Annotated in this window: 19 protein-coding genes; 9 read left to right on the top strand and 10 right to left on the bottom strand. The window is 71.4% G+C overall.

Annotated elements, in window-relative coordinates; translation table 11 throughout:
- Positions 1-39: 39 nt before the first annotated feature.
- Positions 40-831: a tyrosine-protein phosphatase gene (locus KIK09_RS17740; RefSeq protein WP_214320307.1), complete on the top strand. Its 792-nt coding sequence runs from the start codon at positions 40-42 to the stop codon at positions 829-831.
- On the opposite strand, the gene KIK09_RS17735 is transcribed toward KIK09_RS17740, so the two are convergent.
- Positions 828-1,868, bottom strand: coding sequence for a Gfo/Idh/MocA family protein (locus KIK09_RS17735; RefSeq protein ID WP_214320306.1), 1,041 nt, complete (start codon positions 1,866-1,868; stop codon positions 828-830). The genes KIK09_RS17740 and KIK09_RS17735 overlap by 4 nt on opposite strands.
- Positions 1,869-1,956: 88 nt before the next feature.
- On the opposite strand from KIK09_RS17735, the gene KIK09_RS17730 reads away from it, so the two are divergent.
- Positions 1,957-2,718, top strand: a complete 762-nt coding sequence (locus KIK09_RS17730) for an SDR family oxidoreductase (protein ID WP_250573225.1) — start codon at positions 1,957-1,959, stop codon at positions 2,716-2,718.
- Here the strand turns inward: KIK09_RS17730 and KIK09_RS17725 are convergent.
- Positions 2,715-3,617, bottom strand: coding sequence for a proteasome assembly chaperone family protein (locus tag KIK09_RS17725; RefSeq protein WP_214320304.1), 903 nt, complete (start codon positions 3,615-3,617; stop codon positions 2,715-2,717). The two genes, KIK09_RS17730 and KIK09_RS17725, sit on opposite strands and share 4 nt — an antisense overlap.
- Before the next feature lie 272 nt (positions 3,618-3,889).
- Here KIK09_RS17725 and KIK09_RS59215 point away from each other — a divergent pair, with 272 nt between their 5' ends.
- Positions 3,890-4,012 (top strand): hypothetical protein, encoded by a 123-nt coding sequence (locus KIK09_RS59215; protein WP_275956155.1) that lies wholly within the window; start codon positions 3,890-3,892, stop codon positions 4,010-4,012.
- A gap of 70 nt (positions 4,013-4,082) precedes the next feature.
- Positions 4,083-5,084: a terpene synthase family protein gene (locus tag KIK09_RS17720; protein ID WP_214320303.1), complete on the top strand. Its 1,002-nt coding sequence runs from the start codon at positions 4,083-4,085 to the stop codon at positions 5,082-5,084.
- On the opposite strand, the gene KIK09_RS17715 is transcribed toward KIK09_RS17720, so the two are convergent.
- From KIK09_RS17715 to KIK09_RS60045, 4 genes are all read right to left on the bottom strand, one after another.
- Positions 5,085-7,199: an ATP-binding protein gene (locus KIK09_RS17715; protein ID WP_308164161.1), complete on the bottom strand. Its 2,115-nt coding sequence runs from the start codon at positions 7,197-7,199 to the stop codon at positions 5,085-5,087.
- A gap of 394 nt (positions 7,200-7,593) precedes the next feature.
- Positions 7,594-8,430 (bottom strand): ABC transporter permease, encoded by an 837-nt coding sequence (locus KIK09_RS17710; RefSeq protein WP_214320302.1) that lies wholly within the window; start codon positions 8,428-8,430, stop codon positions 7,594-7,596.
- Positions 8,427-10,943, bottom strand: coding sequence for a CocE/NonD family hydrolase (locus KIK09_RS17705; RefSeq protein WP_214320301.1), 2,517 nt, complete (start codon positions 10,941-10,943; stop codon positions 8,427-8,429). The genes KIK09_RS17710 and KIK09_RS17705 overlap by 4 nt, the downstream gene beginning before the upstream one ends.
- A 239-nt stretch (positions 10,944-11,182) precedes the next feature.
- A complete protein-coding gene (locus KIK09_RS60045; protein ID WP_214320300.1) occupies positions 11,183-11,581 on the bottom strand; it encodes a PaaI family thioesterase in 399 nt (132 codons plus the stop codon).
- Between the two features lie 25 nt (positions 11,582-11,606).
- Between KIK09_RS60045 and KIK09_RS17695 the strand changes: the two genes are divergently transcribed.
- Complete coding sequence (locus tag KIK09_RS17695; RefSeq protein WP_214320299.1) at positions 11,607-12,854, top strand: cytochrome P450; 1,248 nt, start codon at positions 11,607-11,609, stop codon at positions 12,852-12,854.
- A gap of 4 nt (positions 12,855-12,858) precedes the next feature.
- The gene (locus tag KIK09_RS17690) at positions 12,859-13,698 is read left to right on the top strand and encodes a class I SAM-dependent methyltransferase (RefSeq protein ID WP_214320298.1); all 840 of its coding nucleotides are present in this window, start codon (positions 12,859-12,861) and stop codon (positions 13,696-13,698) included.
- Here the strand turns inward: KIK09_RS17690 and KIK09_RS17685 are convergent.
- The gene (locus KIK09_RS17685; RefSeq protein WP_214320297.1) at positions 13,619-14,119 is read right to left on the bottom strand and encodes a GNAT family N-acetyltransferase; all 501 of its coding nucleotides are present in this window, start codon (positions 14,117-14,119) and stop codon (positions 13,619-13,621) included. The genes KIK09_RS17690 and KIK09_RS17685 overlap by 80 nt on opposite strands.
- 16 nt (positions 14,120-14,135) lie before the next feature.
- On the opposite strand from KIK09_RS17685, the gene KIK09_RS17680 reads away from it, so the two are divergent.
- The 3 genes from KIK09_RS17680 to KIK09_RS17670 are packed head-to-tail and all read left to right on the top strand — an operon-like array spanning position 14,136 to position 19,119.
- A complete protein-coding gene (locus tag KIK09_RS17680) occupies positions 14,136-14,891 on the top strand; it encodes a class I SAM-dependent methyltransferase (protein ID WP_214320296.1) in 756 nt (251 codons plus the stop codon).
- Positions 14,892-14,945: 54 nt separating this feature from the next.
- Entirely contained in the window at positions 14,946-16,181 is a 1,236-nt protein-coding gene (locus KIK09_RS17675) for an MFS transporter (protein WP_250573224.1), read from the top strand.
- 28 nt (positions 16,182-16,209) lie between these two features.
- Positions 16,210-19,119 carry an AfsR/SARP family transcriptional regulator gene (locus KIK09_RS17670; RefSeq protein ID WP_214320294.1) on the top strand — a complete coding sequence of 970 codons (2,910 nt, stop codon included), beginning with the start codon at positions 16,210-16,212 and terminating at the stop codon, positions 19,117-19,119.
- Here KIK09_RS17670 and KIK09_RS17665 read toward each other — a convergent pair.
- The 3 genes from KIK09_RS17665 to KIK09_RS17655 are packed head-to-tail and all read right to left on the bottom strand — an operon-like array spanning position 19,091 to position 22,769.
- Positions 19,091-20,584, bottom strand: a complete 1,494-nt coding sequence (locus tag KIK09_RS17665; RefSeq protein ID WP_214320293.1) for an AMP-binding protein — start codon at positions 20,582-20,584, stop codon at positions 19,091-19,093. The genes KIK09_RS17670 and KIK09_RS17665 overlap by 29 nt on opposite strands.
- Entirely contained in the window at positions 20,584-21,606 is a 1,023-nt protein-coding gene (locus KIK09_RS17660; protein WP_214320292.1) for an acyl-CoA dehydrogenase family protein, read from the bottom strand. The genes KIK09_RS17665 and KIK09_RS17660 overlap by 1 nt, the downstream gene beginning before the upstream one ends.
- Positions 21,603-22,769 carry an acyl-CoA dehydrogenase family protein gene (locus KIK09_RS17655; protein ID WP_214320291.1) on the bottom strand — a complete coding sequence of 389 codons (1,167 nt, stop codon included), beginning with the start codon at positions 22,767-22,769 and terminating at the stop codon, positions 21,603-21,605. The genes KIK09_RS17660 and KIK09_RS17655 overlap by 4 nt, the downstream gene beginning before the upstream one ends.
- Positions 22,770-22,901: the final 132 nt, after the last annotated feature.

Below are 22,901 nucleotides of genomic sequence, written 5' to 3'. Positions count from 1 at the left end.
GAATCCGCTCAGCTTTGGCGGACATATAGGGTCGAATCAATGAACGAGAAGACGAGATGGATCGCGCTCGAAGGCGCCGTCAACGCCCGTGACCTGGGAGGACTTCCCACGACGGATGGCGGCGCCACCCGTTTCGGCCGGATTTTCCGGGCGGACAATCTTCAGGGGCTCACCTCCGGCGACGTGTCGCTGCTGGTCGGTGAGCTCAAGCTCAGGCACGTGGTGGACCTGCGCTCCAACGCCGAGGTGTCGCTGGAGGGGCCGGGCCCGCTGACCCGGGTGCCCGAGGTGACCCACCACCACCTGAGCCTGTTCGCCGAGGGCGGCACCCACACCGACGTCGAGGCCGACGGCATCGACGCGGACAAGGTCCTGCCCTGGCAGGAACGTGATCTCGACGACGACCTGCGGGTGACCGGGTTCTACTTCGGCTACCTGCGCGACCGGCCCGACGCGGTCGTGGCGGCGCTGCGTGCCATGGCGCTCAACGACGGCGCGGCCGTCGTGCACTGCGCGGCGGGCAAGGACCGCACCGGCGTGCTGTCGGCGCTCGCGCTCGAGGTGGCGGGCGCCACCAGGGAGGCGATCGTCGAGGACTACACGGCCACCGGCGAGCGGCTCGAGCGGGTGCTGGCCCGGCTGCGCGGCAGCACCACCTACCGCGACGACCTGGACTCGCGACCCGCCGACGACCACATGCCGCGGCCACGCTACATCCTGCAGTTCTTCAACGTGCTCGAGGAGCGCTTCGGCGGGCCGATGGCCTGGCTGGAGTCCTACGGCTGGACCGCCGAGGACAGCGCCGCGATGCGGGCCAGGCTGCGCGACTAGGACAGGTGCACCTCGATGCCCTGCGTGGCCGACAGGTGCGCCGCCTCCAGCACCGTCAGGCCGCGGATCACCTCCTCCGGGTCGACCGGCGGCGGCCCGCCGTGCCGCACGGCCGCCTCGACGCCGCGGTAGAAGTCCAGGTAGCGCCCCTCCTCCGTCGGGATGCGCTGCTTGACGTCGTCGGTGCCCGCCAGGCCCCAGTAGTCCTCGGGCTCCGCGCCGAATTCCGGCTGGAGCGGCGACAGGCCCGCCCGCAGGCGGGCCTCCTGGACGTCCAGGCCGTACTTGACGTAGGCGCCCTGCGACCCCAGGACGCGGAAGCGCGGCCCGAGCTGGGCGGCCAGCGCGCTCGCCCACAGGTGTGACCGGACCCCGTCGGCGTGCGTCAGCGCGACGAACGTGTCGTCGTCGGCCTTCACGCCCTGCCTGCGCACGTCGGTCTCGGCGTAGACGCGTACGGCCGGGCCGAACAGCCGCAGCGCCTGGTCGACCAGGTGGCTGCCGAGGTCGTACAGCAGGCCCGCCATCTCCTCCGTCCCGCCCGTCTCCCGCCAGCCGCCCTTCGGCCGCGGCCGCCATCTGTCGAAGCGGGACTCCATGCGGTAGACCTCGCCCAGAGTGCCCGCCTCGACCAGCTTGGCGAGCGTCAGGAAGTCTCCGTCCCAGCGCCGGTTCTGGAACACGGTCAGCATCAGGCCCCGCTCGCGCGCCGTCCGCACCAGCAGGCGTGCCTCCTCGGCGGTCCTGGCCAGCGGCTTGTCCACGACCACGGGCAGGCCCTGGCTCAGCGCCCAGTTCGCGGTCGTGACGTGCGTCCTGTTCGGCGAGGCCACCACGACCAGGTCGCAGGCGCCCGCCAGCGCCTCGACGTCGCCGACCGGGGTCGCGCCGTACCTGGCCGTCACCTCGGCGGCCCGCTCCGGGTTCCGCGTCACCACGGCGGCCAGGCGCAGGCCCGGGGTCGCGTGGATCAGCGGGGCGTGGAAGTACGCCCCGGCCACGCCGTACCCGACCAGTCCCACCCTGATGTCGTCCATCGGCCCAGCGTAGTCAGCAGGTTGTCAGCGGGCGGTCAGCGGCACCGGGGAATCTCTGTTCCGTCAACCACGACGAATGGAGAAGGACATGATCAGGACCGCTCTGGTGACGGGTGCTTCGCGGGGAATCGGCCGGGCCATCGCGCAGCGGCTGGCGGCCGACGGCGCGCTGGTGGCCGTGCACTACGGCGAGAACGAGGCGGCCGCCCACGAGACGATCACGCTGATCGAGAAGCAGGGCGGGCAGGCCTTCCCCGTCCGCGCGCTGCTCGGCGCACCCGGCGACGTCGACACGCTGTTCGCCGGGCTCGAGGCCGGGCTGCGCCAGCGCACGGGACAGGTACGGCTGGACGTCCTGGTGAACAACGCGGCGATCAACGCGCCCTCGTCGATCGACGAGATCACGCCCGAGGTGTTCGACCGGCTGATCGCCGTCAACGCCAAGGCGCCGCTGTTCATCACCCAGCGGGCGCTGCCCCTGCTCAACGACGGCGGCCGCATCGTCAACATCTCCACGGGCGCCACCCGCATCGCGATGCCCGAGCTCGGCTACTCGATGAGCAAGGCGCCCGCGGAGGTGCTGGCGCTGAGCCTGGCCAACGTGGTCGGCCCGCGCGGCATCACGGTCAACGCCGTTTCGCCCGGCCCGACCGTCACGGACATGAACCCGTGGATGCAGGACAACCCGCAGGTCCAGCAGATGGTCGGCAGCGGCAACGCCATCCCCAGGGCCGGGCAGCCCGCCGACATCGCCGACGTGGTCGGCTTCCTGGCCTCCGAGGCCGGGCGCTGGGTGACCGGCCAGGTCATCGACGCCTCCGGCGGCTGCTTCCTCGGACCCCGGCTCTAGAGGTCTTCCTCCCTGTCGGCGAGGAAGGCCTCGAACTGGGCGGCGAGCTCGTCGCCCGTGGGCATGGGGATGGGCTCGGCCATCAGGTTCTCGCGGTCGGAGCCCGCCGCGAACGCGTCGTACTGCTGCTCCAGCCCGCTGATCGCGGTCGACAGCTCGGAGGAGGCCTGGATCTGCTCCTCGATCTCCGTCAGCGTCCGCTCGGCGGCGTCGCGCAGCGTGTCCATCGGGAAGACCAGCCCCGTCCCGCGCGTGACCGCCTCCAGGGCCGTGACCGCGGCGGTCGGGTACTCGGCCTGCGACAGGTAGTGCGGCACGTGGACCGCGTAGCCGAGCGCGTCGTGGCCCTGGGCGCCCAGACGGAACTCGAGCAGCGCGGCCGCGCTGCCCGGCACCTGGACCCGGCCGAAGGAGCTGGTCTGGGCGTTGATCAGCTCAGGGCGGCTGGCGTGCATGGTGAGGCCGAGCGGCCGCGTGTGCGGCACCGCCATCGGGATGCCGTGCACGGTGACCAGCTTGCTCACCCCGAAATAGTCGACCATCGCGCCCACGGCCTGAGTGAACACCTCCCACTCACGGTCGGGCTCCGGCCCAGTCATGATCAGGAACGGGGTGCCGGTCGCGTCCTGGGTCGCGTGGACCGCTAGTTCCGGACTCTCGATCTCGACCCACCGGTCGGTGTCGAAGGTCATGATCGGCCGCCGGGAGCGATAGTCGAGGAGCCGGTCCACGTCAAAGGTCGCGACAACCCGGTGCTCCAGCTCGGCGAGCAGGTGGCCGAGCGCGAGCCGCCCGGCGCCGCCCGCGTCGACGAAACCGTCGAAGTGGTAAAGCAGCACCGGCTCGGCGAGCGACGGCACGTCGTCGGCGAGCTTATAGAGGTCCGTCGGGTCGAACACGGTTGGACAGCCTTTCCCTTAGGTACTCTCTCCTGAACCTACGGCGAGCCGGAACGATTCCGTGCAGCGCACTTTATCGATGAGGAATGGGACGCATGGCCGGGGACCCGGATGTCCGACCTGGCCAGGGCGGGTGACACGGAACCGCTCGAGGCCCAGGACCTCGCCGACGGCAAAGGTGACAGTTTGCTGATACCGGCGGCTCGCCACCTCGGCCCCGGCGCCGACCGGGCCGGGCTGACTTCAGGGGGCCAGAGGCCGCCAGGGGTGCAGTGTTCAACAAGGAGCGCGATGTGGTGAACGCGCTGCTGGAGGCGGGTGCCGATCCATGTGAAGGCACACCGTTCGCGATCGACGCGGCACGCATGTTCAGGACTGAGGACTGGTTTGTATAGCCGGGGAAGGGAGAAAAGAGGCTATTAGCGCTATATAGCTATGTTTCTGTAACGTTGCGATCATCAGGGCATGGCTAGAAAAGCTGCGCAAGCCACACCCACACCCATCCGCATCCCCTCGCTGCCCTGCCCGTTCCCCAGCGAGATCAACACCCATGCCGCAGAGGTCGACGCCGAGAGCCATGCCTGGCTCGCCGCATCGCACATGCTCTCCGGAAGTGACGCCATCGAGCATTTCCAGCGCTCGAAGATCGGCTATCTGGCCGCTCGCACCAACCCGCTCGTGCCGCGCGACAGCCTGCGGCTGATCAACGACTGGTACAACTGGCTGTTCGCCTTCGACGACGCGTTCTGCGAGAGCGAGTTGATGGGGCATCGCGCCTCCGCCGTCGCCCAGGCCCTGCCGCCGCTGCTGGAGATCATCGACGGCCGCGGTCGCCCCGATCCGTCCAACGCCTTCGAGATCACCCTCCACGAGATTCTCGGACGCATCTCGGAGGTCGCCAGCTCCGCCCAGGTCGACCGGTGGCGGACCACGGTCAAGGAGTACCTGTTCGCCCAGATCTGGGAGGCTGCCAACCGCGAGGTGGACCGGATCCCCACGCCCGAGGACTACATCGCCATGCGCCGCATCACGGGCGCCACCTACACCTGCTTCGCGCTCATCGACGTCGGTGGGGGATACTGTCTCGAGGCCGAGGAGTTGCACCACCCGGACGTGCGGTTACTGTCCGACCTGGCGTGCGATCTGATCGGGTGGGACAACGACATGCTCTCCTACGCCAAGGAACGCTCCAACGACAAGGCGCGGCACAACCTGGTCACCGTTCTCGCCACGCACCGCTCCTACAGCCTGCAGCAAGCGCTGGAAGAGGTCTCGCGCATGCACGAAGACGCGATCACGGCTTTCCTGGAGCGGCGTGAGGCCGTCGACCAGTGGGCCCCGCTGCCGGTGTGCAGGTACGTTCGCGGGCTCGAGCATTGGGTACGCGGCCACATCGCCTTCTCACTGGGGAGCGCGCGCTACATGCACGCCTGGCCGCGTGACACCCGATGGCCGGAGGCCGTTTGATCATTCGATGGCGTCCAGCTCACCGAGTGCGCTCGCGGAAGCCTCGTCGAGGTCGAGGCGGGCGCCCTCCGCGAAGTACTCCTCGTAGGCCTGCTCACCCAGCGACTTCTTGCACTCCTTGACCACCTGATCGTGGTCGGTCGTCAAGAACGGCGCGCCGAGCATGGGCAGGCCCGCGCTCTTCCAGTTCTGGTGCAGCGCGCCGAGCAGCCTGGCCGCCAGGGGCATCTGGTCCTGGGCGGTGTGGATCCGGGCGGTCGTCTCGAGTACCAGCAGGGTGCCGAGGGTGTCGTGGAAGTGCCGTTTGATCCGCAGGGCCTCCTGAGCGCTGCGGAGCGCGTCGGCCGGCCTGCCCGTGGCCAGGCAGACGATGGACAGTGCCCAGTTCGCGTAGGAGGCTACCCACAGCTCGCCGCGCTCCTTGCACACCTGGAGACAGTCGGCGAGCAGAGACTCGGCCTCGTACATCTCACCCTGGGAGTTCAGCACGAGCGAAAGCTCCACGATGGCGGGCAGCAGGCCGGGGTTGAGCTCCTTATTGTCGGTGTTGAACTCGATCGCCACGCCGAGCAGCGCGCTGGCCTTCTGCAGGTCGCCCTGCAGGAGGGCGGCCGTGCCCTGCATCTTCGAGGCCAGGATCACCGCCTTGGAGTCGCCGACCCTGACGGCCTCGGTGCTGCACTGCTCGGAGGCGGACAGCGCGCCCGCGCTGTCGCCCTGGGCGCTGCGTACGTACGACAGCACCCACAGCGCCTTGCACCGCTCCTTGCTCACGCCCGGGTTGGCCTGCAGCGCCCGCTCCAGGTACAGGCGGCCCTCACGGGTGAAGCCGCAGCAGATCCACATGAACCACAGCGACGACAGCAGCTTCAGCGCGAGCACGGTCTTGCCCGGCGTGCGCAGCGCGTGCTCCAGCGCGACGCGCACGTTGTCGTGCTCCTGGCGCATGCGCACGAACCAGTAGATCTGCCGCGGCCCCGACCAGGCGTCCTCGCCACGCTGGGCCAGGCTCAGGTAGTAGTCCAGGTGGCGGTGGCGCATCCGCTCGGTCTCGCCGAGCTTGTCCAGCCACTCCTCGCCGTACTCGGCCAGCGTGTCGATCAGCTTGTAGCGCACGCCGGCGTGGTTGCTCCTGATCAGCAGGATCGACTTCTCCACCAGCCCGGTGACCAGGTCGGTGATGTCCTCCTGCGGCAGCCGGTCGTCGGCGCAGACGAAGCGCGCCGCGTCCAGCTCGAAGTCGCCGGCGAACACCGACAGCCGTGCCCACAGCAGCCGCTCGGCGGGCTCGCACAGCTCGTGACTCCAGCCGATGGCCGCGCGCAGCGTCTGGTGCCTGGGCAGCGCCGTACGGCTGGCGCCGGCCAGCAGGCTGAACCGGTCGGCCAGCAGCCCGAGGATCTGCTCCACCGACAGCGCCCGCAGCCGGACCGCGGCCAGCTCGATCGCCAGCGGGATGCCGTCCAGACGGCGGCACAGCTCGGCCACCGAGACGATGTTCTCCTCGTCCAGCACGAAGTCCGGCATCACGGCCCCGGCGCGTGCCGCGAACAGCTGCACCGACTCGTTGGTGAACAGGTTCTCCGACGGGTCGTCGCCCGGCACCAGCAGCGGCGGCACCGGCACGACGTGCTCGTAGGGCAGGTGCAGCGACTGGCGGCTGGTGGCGAGCACCTTCAGGTTGGGGTTGCTCTCCAGCAGTTCCTCGACCAGCTCGGCGCAGCCCTGCACGAGATGCTCGCAGGTGTCGATGATGAGCAGCATCTGCCGCTCGCCCACCCACTCCGACAGCGACTCGGACTCCGTGCGCGAGGACTGGTCGGCGATGCCGAGCGCGGAGGCGATGGTGTGCTTGACCATGCCCGCGTCCTGCAGCCGGGCCAGGTCGGCGAACCACACGCCGTCCTCGTACTGCGAGCGGACCTGGTGAGCCAGGCGCAGGACGGTGCGCGACTTGCCGACACCCCCGATGCCTGTGACCGTCACCAGACGTGACTCGTTCAGATGGCGCTTCAGGTTGGCGAGTAGCCGGGTCCGGCCGACGAAGCTGGTGAGCTCCGCCGGTAGATTGCCTTCTCGCCGCCAGCCTGTCGGGGTGGCCATGGGCAGCCTCACGGGGGATAGGCGACACCTGCCTTCGCATGGTACCCCGCGCCAAACCGCCTGTCCTTGCTGGCACAAGTGCGGCGGAGTCAGGATTGTTCGCCTCGGTAGCATGTCTTCGTGAGCGAATATCTCCCTGAGCAGACCAGCGAGGACACCGACCTGGGCTGGGGTGAATGGCGCCAGGACGACTCCGACGCCTTCTACCTCGACAACCGCCCGCCCCACTGGGACTGACCAGCACACCTGTCTGTCCGGCAGGCAAGGCTGCCCCGTACGGCAGGCCGCCCCACCGCCCGCCCGCCGTACTCCGGCTGAGGACCCGCGCCCGGCGCTTGCGGCGAGTCGGTGACGGTCGCCCGCCGTCACGACTCCGCGGTGGGCCGCCCAGGTGGTCGGGGAGCCCTCAGGAGACCACGTCCTTGCGGCGGAAACGGCGGAAGGCGATGGCGATCAGGACGGCCGCGTAGGTGATCGACACCGAGGCGCCCTTGGCCATGCCGCTCCAGTCCAGCTCGGGCGCCAGCGCGTCCAGCCAGGCCGTGTTCCAGAACGTCGGCAGGAACTCCCGCAGCGACCCCAGCGCCTCCACCGCCTGCAGGATGTTGCTGACGATCCACAGCCCCACCGCGCCGCCCACCGCGCCCAGCGGCGAGTCGGTCATCGTGGAGATCAGGAACGCCAGCCCGGCCACCACCAACTGGCTGACCAGCGCGTAGCCGATCACGATGCCGAACCTGGGCAGCACGTCGAGTGCCGGGATCAGCTCGCCGGTGCCGGGCACCTGGATGTCGTGCCAGCCGAAGGCGACCGTGCCCGCCAGCAGCGCCATCAGCGGCACGCTGATCACGGCCGCGGCCGCGTAGCCGAGCGCCACGATCAGCTTCTGCCGCAGCAGCCGGTCGCGCGGCACCGGCGCGGCCAGCAGGTAGCGCAGCGACGACCAGTTCGCCTCGCTGGCCACCGTGTCGCCGCAGAACAGCGCCACGGCCACGACCAGCAGGAACGTGGCCGACACCGACAGCGTGAACGCCGCGAAGTTCAGCCCGCCCGCGGTCGCCAGGTCCGACAGCCGCAGCGCCGAGCGCTGCTGCCCGCTGGACTGCGGCCCGAACTGGAAGGCCACCACCAGGATCCACGGCAGCAGGAGCAGCAGCCCGAACATCACCAGCGTCCTGCGCCGCTTGAACTGCCTGACGATCTCCACCCGCAGCGGCAGAGTACGACTGGCCACGTACGTCATGACTGCTCCCCGATCAGGTCGAGGAAGACGTCCTCGAGGCGTGGCCCGTGGCCGTTCGACGAGGCCAGCAGCCTGGACACCGGGCCCGCCGAGACCAGCCGGCCCCTGTGCATGACGACCACGTGGCTGCAGGTCTGCTCGACCTCGGCCAGCAGGTGGCTGGAGACGATCACGGTGCGGCCGTCGCGGGCGTACCGCTTGAGCACCTCGCGCATCTCCCTGATCTGGGGTGGGTCGAGCCCGTTGGTGGGCTCGTCGAGCACGAGCAGGTCGGGCAGGCCCAGCATGGCCTGCGCGATCGCCAGGCGCTGCCGCATGCCCTGGGAGTAGGTGCGTACGGCACGCTCGAGCGCCTTGCCGAGCCCGGCGATCTCCAGCGCCTCCTCCAGGTGCGCCTCGTCCAGCGGACGGCCGGTCGCGGCCCAGTACAGCTCCAGGTTCTCCCGGCCCGACAGGTGCGGCAGGAACCCGGGTCCCTCCACGAACGACCCGAGCCTGGACAGCACCGGCGCCCCCGGCGTGACCTTCTGCCCGAAGATCCGGATCTCTCCGGCGTCCGGGTGGATGAGGCCCATCATCATCCGCATCGTGGTCGTCTTGCCCGCCCCGTTCGGCCCCAGCAGGCCCAGGACCTGGCCCTGCTCGACCCGGAACGACAGGTCGTCCACGGCCTTCTCGCCGTTGCGGTAGGCCTTGGTCAGCCCGGCGATCTCCAGCGGCACCTCCGTCCCCGCGGGCGCGGGATCGGACTTCCTGGTCCGCCCGGTGACCACGATCCCGGCCGCGACCGCGATCGCCACCAGCGGCATCGCCCACACCCACCAGGCCGGCCCGGCTGCGGGCGCCTCCATGGCCGCCACGGTCGGTACGGCGAGCGCCGGCGAGGCCAGGCCGACGCGGTAGGAGGCGGGCTCCGCCGGGGTGGCGTACCCCATGTCCGTCGTGGCCACCGTGAGCCGCAGCCGATGCCCAGCGGGGAAGGTGTGGTCCACCACCGGCAGCCGCACAGTCACGTCGGCCGACTGGGCGCCCTGCGGGATGGTCACCCTGAACGGCGCCACCAGCCCGGCGGGCAGCGTGGGCGGCTGCAGCGCGTCGGCCACGTCGTAGAGCTTGGCGAACAGGGTCACCTCGCCCGTGCCGTACACCCTGAGCTTGACGCCGGGGCCGCCGGTGAGCTGGAGCGGAGCCTTCAGCGGGGCCGACTCGAACGAGGCGCTCTGGCCTGGCATGTCCAGCGCCACGCTCGGGCCCGTCGCGGTCGCGCCGGCGATCAGGCCGCCGACGCCGGGCACGGTGGAGATCGCGGCGGGCGCGCCGCCCGGCGGGTTCACCACGTTCTGCTCGGGGCCGCTGAGGGTGACGTCGGTGGTGGCGGTGCCCTCGATGCCGGGGTACGCGCCGGTCTCCGGGTGCAGCAGGATGCGCTGGCGGGTGCCGGGGTCGCGGCCGCCGTCCCTGGTGACCGTGAACTTCGCGGTCGTCGCCTGCGGGGCGTTCTTCAGGTAGCGGGCGAACCAGGCGGTGGTCTGGTCGTAGAGCCAGTCGGGCTCGCCGGTGCCGCCGTCGTGGCCGCCGTCGAACCAGGCGATGCTCACCGGGGTCCCCGGGGCCAGGGCCCTGGCGTTGGCGTCGGCCTGGGCCAGCGGGAACAGCGAGTCGCGCTGTCCCTGGATGAGCAGGGTGGGCGCCTTGATCCGGCCGGCCTGCGAGCTCGGGCTCGACTCGCGCAGCAGCGCCACCGCCTCGGGCGTGGCCCTGCCCGTTTTTGCCACCTGCTGGTACATGTCGCAGATCTCCGGCAGGAAGCGGCCGCACCTGGCCTGCTCGGGGGTGAGCGGGACGGCGGCGCGCGGCGCCAGCAGGTCCTGCGCGGAGGCCTGGCCGAGGCCGCCGCCGCGGCCGAAGAAGAAGCCCGCCCACATGCGTTTGAACACGCCGTTGGCCGGTCCCTGGCCCGACGCGTCGGGGAACAGCGCGTCGGCCAGGTCGTACCAGGTGATCTGCGGGACGATGGCGTCCACGCGGGGATCGGCGGCCGCCGTCATCAGCGCGATGGCGCCGCCGTACGAGCCGCCCGCGATCCCCACCCGCGGGTCGCCGGCCTTGTCCAGGCGGACCTCGGGGCGCCTGGCCAGCCAGTCGATCAGCTGTTTGACGTCCTTGACCTCGTAGTCGGGGGAGTTCAGCGCGATCTGCCCCGTCGACCTGCCGAAGCCGCGCGCCGACCAGGTCAGCACCGCGTACCCGTCCTCGGCCAGGCGCTCGGCAGGCTCGCGCACGCTCTGCTTGCTCCCGCCGAAGCCGTGGGCGAGCAGCACGGCGGGCGCCTTCCCGCCGCCCTTCGGCGGGTAGTACGTGGCGTCCAGCTCGACCCGCTGGTCGTCGCGGGGCCCGTCGACCACCGTGATCGTCTGGTCCTGCCCCCGGACGTCGCCGCCCGACGGCCACACCAGCCACGCCCCCAGCCCCACCAGGGCCAGCACCGCGACCAGCGCGGCCACACGTCTCATGCCCCGACCCTACTTATCCGACCTGAGAGCACCCTGAGACCACGGGGTGTACGGCAGGCCAGGACACGGTGGCGCCAGGGGTCAGAAGCGTCATGGCGCCAGGGTCAGAAGCGCCGTGGCGCCACGATCAGGAGCGCCGTGGCGGCGGGCGACCACTACCGACTCGCCGCGAGCGCCGGTCGCGGGCCCTCAGCCGGAGTGCGGCGGGCGGCCGGTGGCGGCGGCCTTGCCGTACACCTCTAGGACAGAAGGGCGTAAACAGTCGTCGCGTGGGCGGCGGGGTCGGGGGCGTCGGCGGGCGTGAGGGTGATGTCGCAGAAGGCCAGCGTGCGCCCGAGCTTGGTGATGCGCGCGTGGACGAGCAGGTCCGTGTCGATGACCGGCCGCTGGAAGGTCGTCGACTGCTGCACGGTCGTCATCGGGACGAAGCCGCCGCGCGCCGAGGAGATGGCGATGACCGTGGCCGTGTCGGCCGCGGCCATCATGGCCTGCCCCGACAGCCCGCCGCCCTCCCTGGCCAGGGACGAGGACCACGGCAGCCGCAGCACCGCCTCGCGGGAGCCGACCGATTCCACCTGGAGGCCGAGGGCGAGAACCCAGGGGGCGAAGTTGTCGCGGAGGATCTCTTCAGGAGTCACCGGCTCATCATGCACGCTGGACCCCATGGAGAACACGGAGGCGGTGTTCCTGCCGTCCACGTATGCGAAGGCCGTGCCGTACGAGCTGTTCGCGACCCTGCGCAGGGACAGCCCCGTGTGCCGGGTGCCCGAACCGGCCGTCGGCCCGTGGCCGGCGGGGACGGGCTTCTGGGCGGTGTTCCGTCACCGCGACGTCAAGCACGTGCTGCGCGCCAGCGAGGACTTCTCCTCCCACCTGGGCGCCACGCAGATCCGCGACCCGGAGACCGCGCAGGACCTGGAGTTCGTCCGGGCGATGATGCTCAACACCGACCCGCCCGGGCATTCCCGGCTGCGCAGGATCGTGGCGGCCGCGTTCACCCCGCGCGCCGTCAGGGCGCTGGAGGAGACGATCGTGGCCAGGGCCCGCGGGCTGTTCGGCGCGGGGGAGTGCGACTTCGTCGAGGTGGTGGCCGACCTGCCCGTCTGGACGCTGGCTCACGTGATGGGCGTGCCTGACGAGGACAGGCGGTTGCTGTACGACTGGGCCTCGCGCGTGATCGGCTACCAGGACGCCGACTACGCGGGCCTGTCGACGGCCGACGCCGAGCGGCTCAGCCCGGCCGGTCGCCTGGCCGTCGCCGCGCGGCCGGAGCTCGGCCCGGGAGTGAACCCCCGGTCGAAGGCGGCGCTGACCGACATGTTCGCCTACGCCCACGCCCTCTCACCACGCGAGGGTTCGATCATGGAGGCGATGGGCGAGCTGACCGGGCCCGAGTTCGAGAACATGTTCTTCCTGTTCGCCGTGGCCGGCAACGAGACGCTGCGCAACGGGATCCCCGGCGGCCTGCTGACGCTGCTCCAGCACCCGGACGAGCACGCCAGGCTGCGGGCCCACCCCGAGTTGCTCGACTCCGCGGTGGAGGAGATGCTGCGCTTCTGGCCGCCCGTCATGGACTTCAGGCGTACGGCGACGCGGGACCTCACCCTGGGCGGCCAGAAGATCGAGCGGGGCGACAAGGTGGTCGTCTACCACGCCTCCGCCAACCGGGATCCCGAGGTGTTCGACGCCCCCGACAGGTTCGATCTCGCGCGCACCCCGAACGACCACGTCAGCTTCGGTTTCGGCCCGCACTTCTGCCTGGGCGCCCACCTGGCCAGAGTCCAGCTGCGCGCCGTGTTCCGCGAGCTGCTGGCGTGGGACGTCGAGCTGACCGGCGATCCGGTCCGGCTCACCTCCAACTTCCAGAACGGCCTCAAACACCTGCCCGTACGGCTGCGCCGCCTAGGCTGACCTGATGAACGACTACCTGACCGTCAACCGAGCCAACTGGGACGGCCGGGTGCCGATCCACGTCGCCAGCGACTACTACGACGTCGAGGGCTTCAAGGCGGGCGGGGATCCGCTGCGGAGCTTCGAGCTCGACGAGGTGGGGGACGTGCGCGGGAAGTCGCTGGTCCACCTCCAGTGCCATTTCGGGCTCGACACCCTGGCCTGGGCCAGACATGGGGCGAGGGTCACCGGGCTGGACTTCTCAGGCAAGGCCGTCGACGCCGCCCGCCGGATCGCCGCCGACTGCGAGCTGGAGGCCCGGTTCGTGGCCGCGGACGTCTACGACGCTGTCGAGGCGTTGGGGGAGACCTACGACATCGTCTACACGGGCATCGGCGCCCTGGTCTGGCTGCCCGACCTGACCCGCTGGGCCGAGACGGTCGCCGCCCTGCTGAACCCGGGCGGGTTCCTGTACCTGACCGAATTCCATCCGTTCCAGGACATGCTGGACGACGAGACGGGAAGCGTGGTCGCCCACGACTACTTCGCGGGCGGCCCGGAGGTCTACGACCACCCCTACACCTACACCGGTGACGAGCCGCTGGAGCACACCGTCAGCGTGCAGTTCACCCATCGGCTGGGGGAGGTGGTCTCGGCCGTGGGCGCGGCCGGGCTGCGGATCGAGTTCCTGCACGAGCGCGACTTCACGCTCTTCCAGCGTTTCCGGGCGATGGAGGCCGACGGCGGCCGCTACCGGATGCCGGAAGGCAGGCCGCGCATCCCGCTCATGTACTCGCTGCGCGCCGGTAGTGCACCTGCTCGAGCGGCGGATCCGACTCCGTCTTCACCAGCCCCGACGCCGTGAACCCGCACCGCTCGTAGAACCGCCTGGCCCGCGGGTTGCCGGCCAGAACCCACAGCCCGACCTCCTGGCCATGAAGGTCCTCCAGCGAGGCGGCCATCAGGGCCCGGCCCATCCCGGTGGAGAACTCCTCCGGCAGCACGTAGATGGCGTACACCTCCATGCCGTCGTGCCCGTCGTCCCTGGCCTTGCCGTACAGCGTGAAGCCGCGCACCCGGCCGTCGCGGACGGCCACGAAACCGCGGGTGCTGCCGTCGCTGAGCAACGAGGAGCGGCGGTCCACCATTGCGGGGGAGACGGACAACTCCTCGAGGAAGGAGTCGGTCATGACGCCCCGGTAGGCCGTCTTCCACGTGGTGATCCGCACGTCCTCGATCTCCTGGGAATCGGCGGGCGACGCGGGGCGGATCTCGAATGGCGACATGTGACGATGATGGCCTATGACTGATCTTTTCGGCGGCGCGGCCCCCTACTACGTCCGTTACCGCACCGATCATGGCGAGGAGGCGATCGACCACCTAGGGCGCGCGCTCGACGGCACCGTGCTCGACCTGGGCTGCGGCCCGGGCACGGTGGCGATCCCGCTGGCCGCGCACGTGCGCGAGGTGATCGCCGTCGACCCCGACGAGGAGATGCTCGCCGAGGGCAGGAGCCGCTCGCCGGGCAACGTCCGCTGGCTTCTGGGCGACTCCACGCGGATCAGGGCGCTGCCGCCGTTCGACCACGTGGTGATGGGCCGCTCCTTCCACTGGATGGACCGCGTCCGCCTGCTCGAGGAGCTGGACGACCTGCTCCCGCCCGGCGGCGCGGTCGCCCTGATCGGTCCGGGCCGCAACCCCGAGCCGGAGCCATGGGGCGAGGTGACGCAGCGCCTGCGCGAGCGGTTCGGCCTGGGGGAGCTCGCGGCGCGAGGCTCCTTCCAGGCGACCGGTCTGCACCCCCATGACCTGCTGGCCGTCTCCGCCTTCCCCGACCTGGACATCGCCACCTTCGAGACGAGCCTGACCAGGGACGTGGAGTCGGTGATCGGGCTGCAGCTGTCGTACTCCTTCAGCTCCCCCGCCAAGCTAGGCGACCGCCTGCCCGCCTTCATGGTGGCCCTGCGGGAGGCGCTGCTCGCGGACAACCCGTCGGGCCTGTGGGTGGAGCGCGTGGTCACCGAGGTACTGATGGCGCGGCGATACGGGTCTTCCTGACGGCGGGGGAGAGGCGTAGCATCCCCGCAACAGCCGATCATGAGGCGGGCTCGGATGACAAGTAGCGCACTCGCGGAACCGGTCCGCCGCGTCGGGCCGTGGTGGATCGCCACGATCTCGCTCGGGAACCTGGCGCTCTACCTCGGCTACTTCGGGCCGCTGCAGGTGCTGTTACCCGAGCAGGTCGCCGCCGTCGCGCCGACCGGCAAGGAGGGCGCGCTGGCCTGGGTGACCGGCGTCGGCGCGCTGGTGGCGATGCTGGGCAACCCGATCGCGGGCGCGCTGTCGGATCGCACGATCGGCAGGTGGGGGCGCCGCCACCCGTGGACGCTGGCCGGGGCGCTGACCGGCGGGGCCGCGCTGGCGTTCCTGGCCTTCCAGAGCACGGTCGTCGGGATCGCGGTGGGCTGGTGCCTGGCGCAGGCGGCGCTCAACTCGATGCAGGCCTCCCTCACCGCGGGGGTGCCCGACCACGTGCCGGTCCGCCAGCGGGGCGAGGTGTCGGGGTGGATCGGCGTCCCGCAGTCGGTCGGGGTGGTCCTCGCGGTCGTGCTGGTGACCATGGTCGCGACCACCACCAGGTCCGGCTACCTGCTGCTCGCGGTGGTGATCCCGCTCTGCGTGCTGCCGTTCGTGCTGACCACCCCCGATCTCCGGCTCGCGGAACGCCCGCCGTTCAGGCTGAGTTCCTTCTGGATCAGCCCGCGGCGGCACCCCGACTTCTTCTGGGCCTGGATCACCCGCTTCCTCATGCAGCTGGGCAACTCCGTGGCCACGCTCTACCTGCTGTACTTCCTGACCGACGCCGTCGGGTACGAGCGGCTGTTCCCCGGGCAGAAGGCCAGCGACGGGCTGCTCATCCTGATCCTGATCTACACGGTGTTCGTCGTGCTCACCACCGTGGTGGGCGGAGTGATCTCCGACCGGGTCGGGCGCCGCAAGCTGCTGGTCACGGTGTCGGGGATCATCTCCACGGTGCCGACCGTGATGCTGGCGTTCTGGCCGCTGTGGCCGGTCGCGATGGTCGCCGCGGCCGTGCTCGGCGTCGGCTTCGGCGTCTACAACGCGGTCGACAACGCGCTGGTCACCCAGGTCCTGCCCACCGCTGAAGGCCGCGCCAAGGACCTCGGGATCATCAACATCGCCAACTCGGGCCCTCAGGTCATCGCCCCCGTCATCGCGGGCCCGATCGTGTCGGGTCTCGGCGGGTACCCGGTCCTGTTCCTGACCGCCACCGTGCTGGCCCTGCTCGGCGCGGGCCTGGTGTGGCGCATCAAGTCGGTCCCGTGAACATCTCGGAGCTGGCAGGCTTGGGGCCGTGCGAGTGCTGCTGCTTGGCCCCTTCGAGGTGCGTGACGACGACGGCGAGCCGATCGACATCCCGGGAGCCAGGCTCCACGCGCTCCTGACCAGGCTCGCCCTCGACCCGGGCCGGGTCGTCCCCGTGGAGGCGCTCACCGAGGCCGTCTGGGGCGAGGACCCGCCCGCCGGCAGCGGCAACGCCCTGCAGTCACTGGTCTCCCGCGCCCGGCGGCTGGTCGGCGCGGCCACGATCGAGTCGCACCCGGCCGGATACCGCCTGGCCGTCGACCCCGGCGACGTGGACGCGATCCGCTTCGAGCGCCTGGTGGCCGAGGGCGGCCTCGAGGCGCTGCGCGAGGCCGAGCGGCTGTGGCGCGGGCCCGCGCACCTCTCTCCGGCCAGTGCGGCGGTACGGCTGGCGGAGCTGCGCCTGTCGGCCGCGGAGGACCGCCTCGCCCTCGAACTCGCCGCGGGCGCCGAGGTGCTGCCCGAACTGCGGAATCTGGCGGCCGCCCACCCGCTGCGCGAGCGGCTGCAGGGGCTGCTGATCCAGGCGCTGTACCGGTCCGGGCGGCAGGCGGAGGCGCTGGAGGCCTACGAGCGGACCCGGCGCACGCTCGCCGACGAGCTCGGCGTCGACCCCTCGGAGGAGCTGGCGGAGATCCACCTCGCGATCCTCCGCCACGAGCAGCGCCAGGCGCCCCGCCCGCTGCGCGCCCAGGTCACCACGTTCGTCGGCCGGCAGCGGGAGCTCGCCCAGCTCACCGCCGCCCTGCAGGCCTCCCGCCTCGTCACGGTCGTCGGCCCCGGCGGCGCGGGCAAGACCCGCCTGGCCGTCGAGACGGCCGCCCACCTCGCCGGCTCCGGCGACGGGCCCATGCCTGTGTGGCTGGTGGAGCTGGCGGCGGTGGCGGACGCGGGGGACGTGCCGCATGCCGTACTGGCCGCGATCGGGGCGCGCGACAGCGGGTGGCTGGAGTCCGACGTGACGGGAAGCGTGGCCGAGGTGCTGGCAGGCAAGCGCGCGCTGCTGGTACTGGACAACTGCGAGCACGTGGTGGAGGCCGCCGCCGAGCTGGCCGACCGGCTCCTGGGCGCCTGCCCCGAACTGCGCGTCCTGGCCACCAGCCGCGAGTCGCTGGCCATCCCCGGCGAGATCCTCTACCCGATCCCCGCGCTCGAGCAGGCCGCGGCGGCGCGGCTGTTCGCCGACAGGGCCGCCGCGTTGAGGCCCGGTTTCGCGCTGGAGGAGGCGAACGCCGGGGCCGTCGCCGAGATCTGCCGCCGGCTGGACGGGATGCCGCTGGCGATCGAGCTCGCCGCCGCCCGGATGCGCGCCATGACCGCCGAGCAGATCGCCGCCCGCCTCGACGACCGTTTCCGCCTGCTCAGCGGCGGCAGCCGTACGGCGCTGCCGCAGCACCGCACGCTGGAGGCGGTCGTCGACTGGAGCTGGGAGCCGCTGTCGGAGCCCGAGCGCGACCTGGCGATGCGGCTGGCGGCCCTGCCCGGCGGCGCGACGCTCGACCTGTTCCCCGACGTGGACGCGCTGGCGGGCCTGGTGGACAAGTCGCTGGTCGAGCTGTCCGGCGACCGCTACCGCATGCAGGAGACCGTGCGCGCCTACGGCATGGCCAGGCTGGCCGAGTCGGGACGCGACCTGGAGGTCCGCGGCGAGCACGCGCGGCACTTCCTGCGCCTGGTCGAGCAGGCCGACCCCGAGCTGCGCGGCCCCGGGCAGCTCCAGTGGCTCGACCGGCTGCAGGCCGAGCACGACAACCTGCTGGCGGCGCTGCGCTACGCCGCCGACGCGGGCGAGGCCGAGCTGGGAGTGCGGCTGGTGGCCGGGCTGTGGTGGTTCTGGCGCCTGCAGGGCAGGTACACCGAGGGCATCCACTGGTCCCGCAACGTGCTGGAACTGCCGGACGAGCTGGCGGGCGAGCCGCACGCCGTACGGCTGGTGCTGCGCAGCGTGGCCCGTGGCCTGGAGTTCGGGCAGGCGAGCGAGCTCGCGCCCATCCCTGACGGGCAGGCGTTCGTGCTGCTCGTGGCGCCGGTGCTGCTGCAGGACAGGGCGGCGGCCGAGGACAGGCTGGCGGAGCTGACCGGGTGGGAGCGGACGCTGACGCTGTGCTTCCTGGCACTCGAGCTGGACGGCGAGGGTTCGGTCCCCGAGGCCTTCGCGCTGCTGCGGGAGGCGCGCGAGATCCTGGAGCCGCTCGGTGAGCGCTGGGCCATGTCCGTGACGCTGCGGATGCTGGCCTACCACCACGTGCTGCGGGGCGAGGCTGACGCCGTGGTCCCCGCGCTGTCGCGGGCGCTGCGGCTGGCGGCCGAGCTGGGCGTGCCCCCCGACGTGACCAGCATCGAGGGGGAGCTCGCGGTCGCGCACGCGCGGCAGGGCGAGCTCGACAGGGCGCGGACCCTGGCGAGCTCCGCGCTGGCCGGGCTGGAGCGGATGCACGCGCACGCGGACTTCGCCATCGTCCACCTGTCCCTGGCCGAGGTCATGCTCAGGGCGGGCGACCGCGCGGCCTTCCGCGTCCAGGCCGAGGCCGCGCTGGCGGTCTCCGACCAGCCCTGGGTGGGGGCGCGGGTGGCGTGCCTGGAAGCGGCGGCGGCCCTGCTCGAGGAGGACACGGCCCGCGCGCGCGAGCGGGTGACGAGCGCGATCGGGCTGGCCGGGCCGGACCTGATGGCGCTGGCGACCGCGGTGCGCCTGTCGGCAGCGCTGGAGCAGGACTCCGACGCCGCCTCCTACCTGCTCGGCGTCGCGGCCGCGGTGCGCGGCGCGGACGAGCGCGGTGGGGTCGACGAGCTCGTCCTGCGGGCGGCCCGCGGCGGCCCGGCCTACGACCGGGGCGCCGCGCTCACCAGGCAGGCCGCGATCGCGCTGGTCACAGCCGGGCCAGGTACTCCTCCCTGACCTTGGTCCGCGACAGCTTCCCGGTGGGCGTGCGCGGCAGCTCGTCGCGGTACTCGATCACCCGGGGATGCTTGAACCGGGCGATCCGCGGCCCGCAGTGCTCGAGGAGCTCGGCCGTCAGCGCCTCTCCCGCGGCGTGCCCGTCGGCGACCTGGACCAGGGCGACCACGTTGTGCCCCCACTCCTCGTCAGGCACCCCGATCACCGCCACGTCGGCGACGGCCGGGTGCTCGAGGAGGGCGGCCTCGATCTCGGCCGGGTAGATGTTGACCCCGCCCGACACGATCAGGTCGGTCCGCCGGTCGCACAGGAACAGGTACCCGTCCTTGTCCAGATAGCCGATGTCGCCGGGCGCGTACCAGTCGCCCCGCTTGCTGGCCGCGGTCTTGGCCGGGTCCTTGCGGTACTCGAAGTTCGCCGTCGCCGACCGCACGTAGATCATGCCCGGCTCGCCCGGCGGCAGCTCCGTCCCCTCTTCGTCGAGGATGCGCGCCTCGAAGGTGGGCGCGGGCCTGCCGACGGTGCCCGGGCGGGCCAGCCACTCGCGCGGCTTGACCGCGAAGGCGATCGTGGACTCGGTCGAGCCGTAGTACTCGTAGAGCACCGGCCCCCACCAGTCCATGATCCCCTGCTTGACCGCCACCGGGCAGGCGGCGCCGGTGTGGACGACCTGCTGGAGCGAGGAGACGTCGTAGCGGTCCTTGACCTCCTGCGGCAGCTGCAGCATCCGGTGGAACATGGTCGGCACCATCATCGCGTTGGTCACCCGGTGGCGCTCGACCAGCTCCAGGATGTTGACCGGCTCGAACCGCGGCGTGATCACCACGGTGTGCCCGAGGTGCAGCGCGAACTGGGTGTGCGCGCACGGCGAGGAGTGGTACATCGGCGAGGTCACCAGGTGCACCGCGTCGCCCGGCCGCAGGTCGCACACCTCACCCAGGAACCACGTGTACAGCGGCAGCAACTGCTCCGGCGGCGCGTCGGGCAGCGCCCGCTGCACCCCCTTGGGGAACCCGGTGGTGCCCGAGGTGTACCACATGACCGCCCCCGCCGACCGGTTCTCGGGCGTGGTCGCGGGCTGCCCGTCGACGAGACCGGCTATCCCAATATCCGGATTTTTCGTCTTATCTGCGTAGGCTTCGCCTGACACCACGACCTGGGCGTCGCAGTCGCCCAGGATGTAGTCGATCTCCGCGGCCGTCAGGTGCCAGTTGATCGGCACGTAGTACAGCCCGATCTGCCCGGTGGCCATCAGCATGACCACCGCGTCGATCCCGTTCGGCAGCACCCCGGCCACCACGTCGCCCTTGGCCAGCCCGCGCGCCCGCAGACCGTGGGAGACCCGGTTCGACAGGGCCAGCAGCTCGCCGTAGGACGTCGTGGTCCCGTCGGTGTCGATCACGGCGGGGCGGTCAGGGTCCGCCTCGGCGATGGCGTAGAAACCGGGCAACTGGCCGATGTCCATCACAGCTCCAGCAGTTCCGCGAGGCGGGCTCGGTACATCCTGGGCGGGCCGAGCAGCACCTCGTCGCTCTTGGCCCGCTTGTAGTACAGGTGGGCGTCGTGCTCCCAGGTGAAGCCGATGCCGCCGTGCAGCAGCAGGTGGTCGCGGGCCACCTCGAAGCAGGCCCGGCCGACGAAGGCCTGCGCGAGCATGGCCGCCTCCGGCAGGTCGCCGGGTGACTCGTCGGCCGCCCAGGCCGCGTAGCGCACGATCGACTCGGCCTGCTCCAGCTTGGCGTGCATGTCGGCCAGCTTGTGCTTGACGCCCTGGTAGGAGCCGATGAAGCGGCCGAACGCCACCCTGATCTTGGCGTAGGCCACGATCGCGTCGAGCGCGGCGCGCATCACGCCCAGTTGCTCGGCCGCCAGCACGACGGCCAGCCGGTCGAGGATGCCGCCCGCCGGCTGGGGGCCGAGGACGCGGGCGGGGGCGCCGTCGAGGGTCACCGCCGCCTGGCCGCGCGTCAGGTCCAGCGTGTCGAGCGCCCGCCTGCTCACGCCGGGCCCGGACAGCTCGACGGCCGCCATGACGACGCCGTCCGCGCCGCGGGCGGGCAGCACCAGGACGTCGGCCTCCATGCCGGACAGCACCCGGGTCAGCTCGCCGGACACCTTCCTGTCGGCGAGCCGCACCTCGGACTCCGACAGCGTGGCCGAGATCCCGCCCTCGGCGATGCCGGTGAGCAGCTCCTTGTCGGGCGTGGCGGCCAGCGCGACCGTCGCGAACACCGTCGCCAGGAAGGGGCCGGGCAGCAGCACAGCGCCGGTCTCCTCCAGCGCGACCGCCAGCTCGGCGTACCCCGCGCCGGCCCCGCCGTACTCCTCGGGGATGATCAGGCCGGACAGGCCGAGCTCGCCGTTGAGCCGCGCGTAAACGGCCGGGTCGTAGCCGTCGCGGGCCTTGGCGGCGGGGGAGGCGGAAGTGAGGAAGGACCTGACCGCCTCGCGCAGCTCCTGCTGCTCCTGGCTCAGTACCAGTTTCACGTCTGGGTCCCCACCTTCAGCTCCTTGAAGGGCACGGTCTTGTCCACGCGCGGACCCGGCGGCAGGCCGAGCACGCGCTCGCCCACGATGTTGCGCATGATCTCGTTGGTGCCGCCGCCCAGCGCCATCGCCGGCGCCAGCGACACCGCGAACCCCAGCGGGTTGCCGTCGACCACCGACTCGGGCCCGACCAGCCGGGTGGCCAGGTCGGTCTGGAACAGCGTCAGCTCGGCGAGCAGCAGCTTGGCCGCGCTGCCCCTGGCGCCGGGGAAGATGCCCGCGTTGGTCTCCTGGGCCAGGCGCTGGTTGAACAGGGCCAGCGCGCGCGAGCGGATGTGCAGCTCGACCAGTTCGTCGCGGACCAGCGGATCGCCGGTGTCGACCACCTTGCGCAGCGCCTCCAGCGAGGCGGGGTTGTCACGCTGGCCGCTCATGCCCACGCCCGCGGAGATCGACAGCCGCTCGTGCAGCAGCGTCGTGACCGCGACGCCCCAGCCGTCGTTGACCTCGCCGACCCGGTCGGTGTCGGGGATGACGGCGTCGTCGAAGAAGATCTCGTTGAAGCCGGACCTGCCGCTCATGTCCTTCAGCGGCTTGACCGTCACGCCCTGCTGGCGCATGTCGATCACGAACATGGTCATGCCCTTGTGCTTGGGCACGTCCACGTCGGTGCGGGCCAGCAGCAGGCCCCAGTCGGCATACTGGGCGTTGGTGGTCCACACCTTCTGCCCGTTGACGACCCAGTGGTCGCCGTCGCGCACCGCCCTGGTCTGCAGGCTGGCCACGTCGCTACCCGCGCCCGGCTCGGAGAACAGCTGGCACCAGACCTCCTCGCCGCGCAGCAGCGGCCGCAGCCAGCGGGCGCGCTGCTCGTCGTCGCCCCGGTCGAGGATCGTCGGGCCGGTCATGCCGAGCCCGATCGAGAAGATGTAGGTGGGCAGCGAGAAGGCCCGCGCCTCGGCGGCGAAGGCGCGCTCCTCCGCCTGCGTCAGCCCCTGACCTCCCCATTGCCTCGGCCAGGTGATGCCGGAGTATCCGGCGTCGTGGAGCCTGGCCATGAACTGCTTGGCGCGGGCCACGGCCTCGCCCTCGGGAGGATCCTCGGTGGGGGTGTTCTCGAGCAACCAGGCCCGGGCGGCACGCCGATACTCATCAAGGTTCACGTCGACTCCTTGGCATCAGTGCTCACTTACTCTAGTCAGGGGAAAGCTGAACGCATAGAGCATTGCTCTGGAGCGTTTTGTCTGGATTTATCACTGAATCTCCTTTAATTAGGGCTAGGGGGACCTAATGTG

It is taken from the genome of Nonomuraea sediminis, assembly GCF_018531495.1.
Lineage (GTDB): Bacteria > Actinomycetota > Actinomycetes > Streptosporangiales > Streptosporangiaceae > Nonomuraea > Nonomuraea sediminis.
Note: the sequence above shows the minus strand (reverse complement) of the source record. Positions and strands in the feature narration are given on the sequence as shown.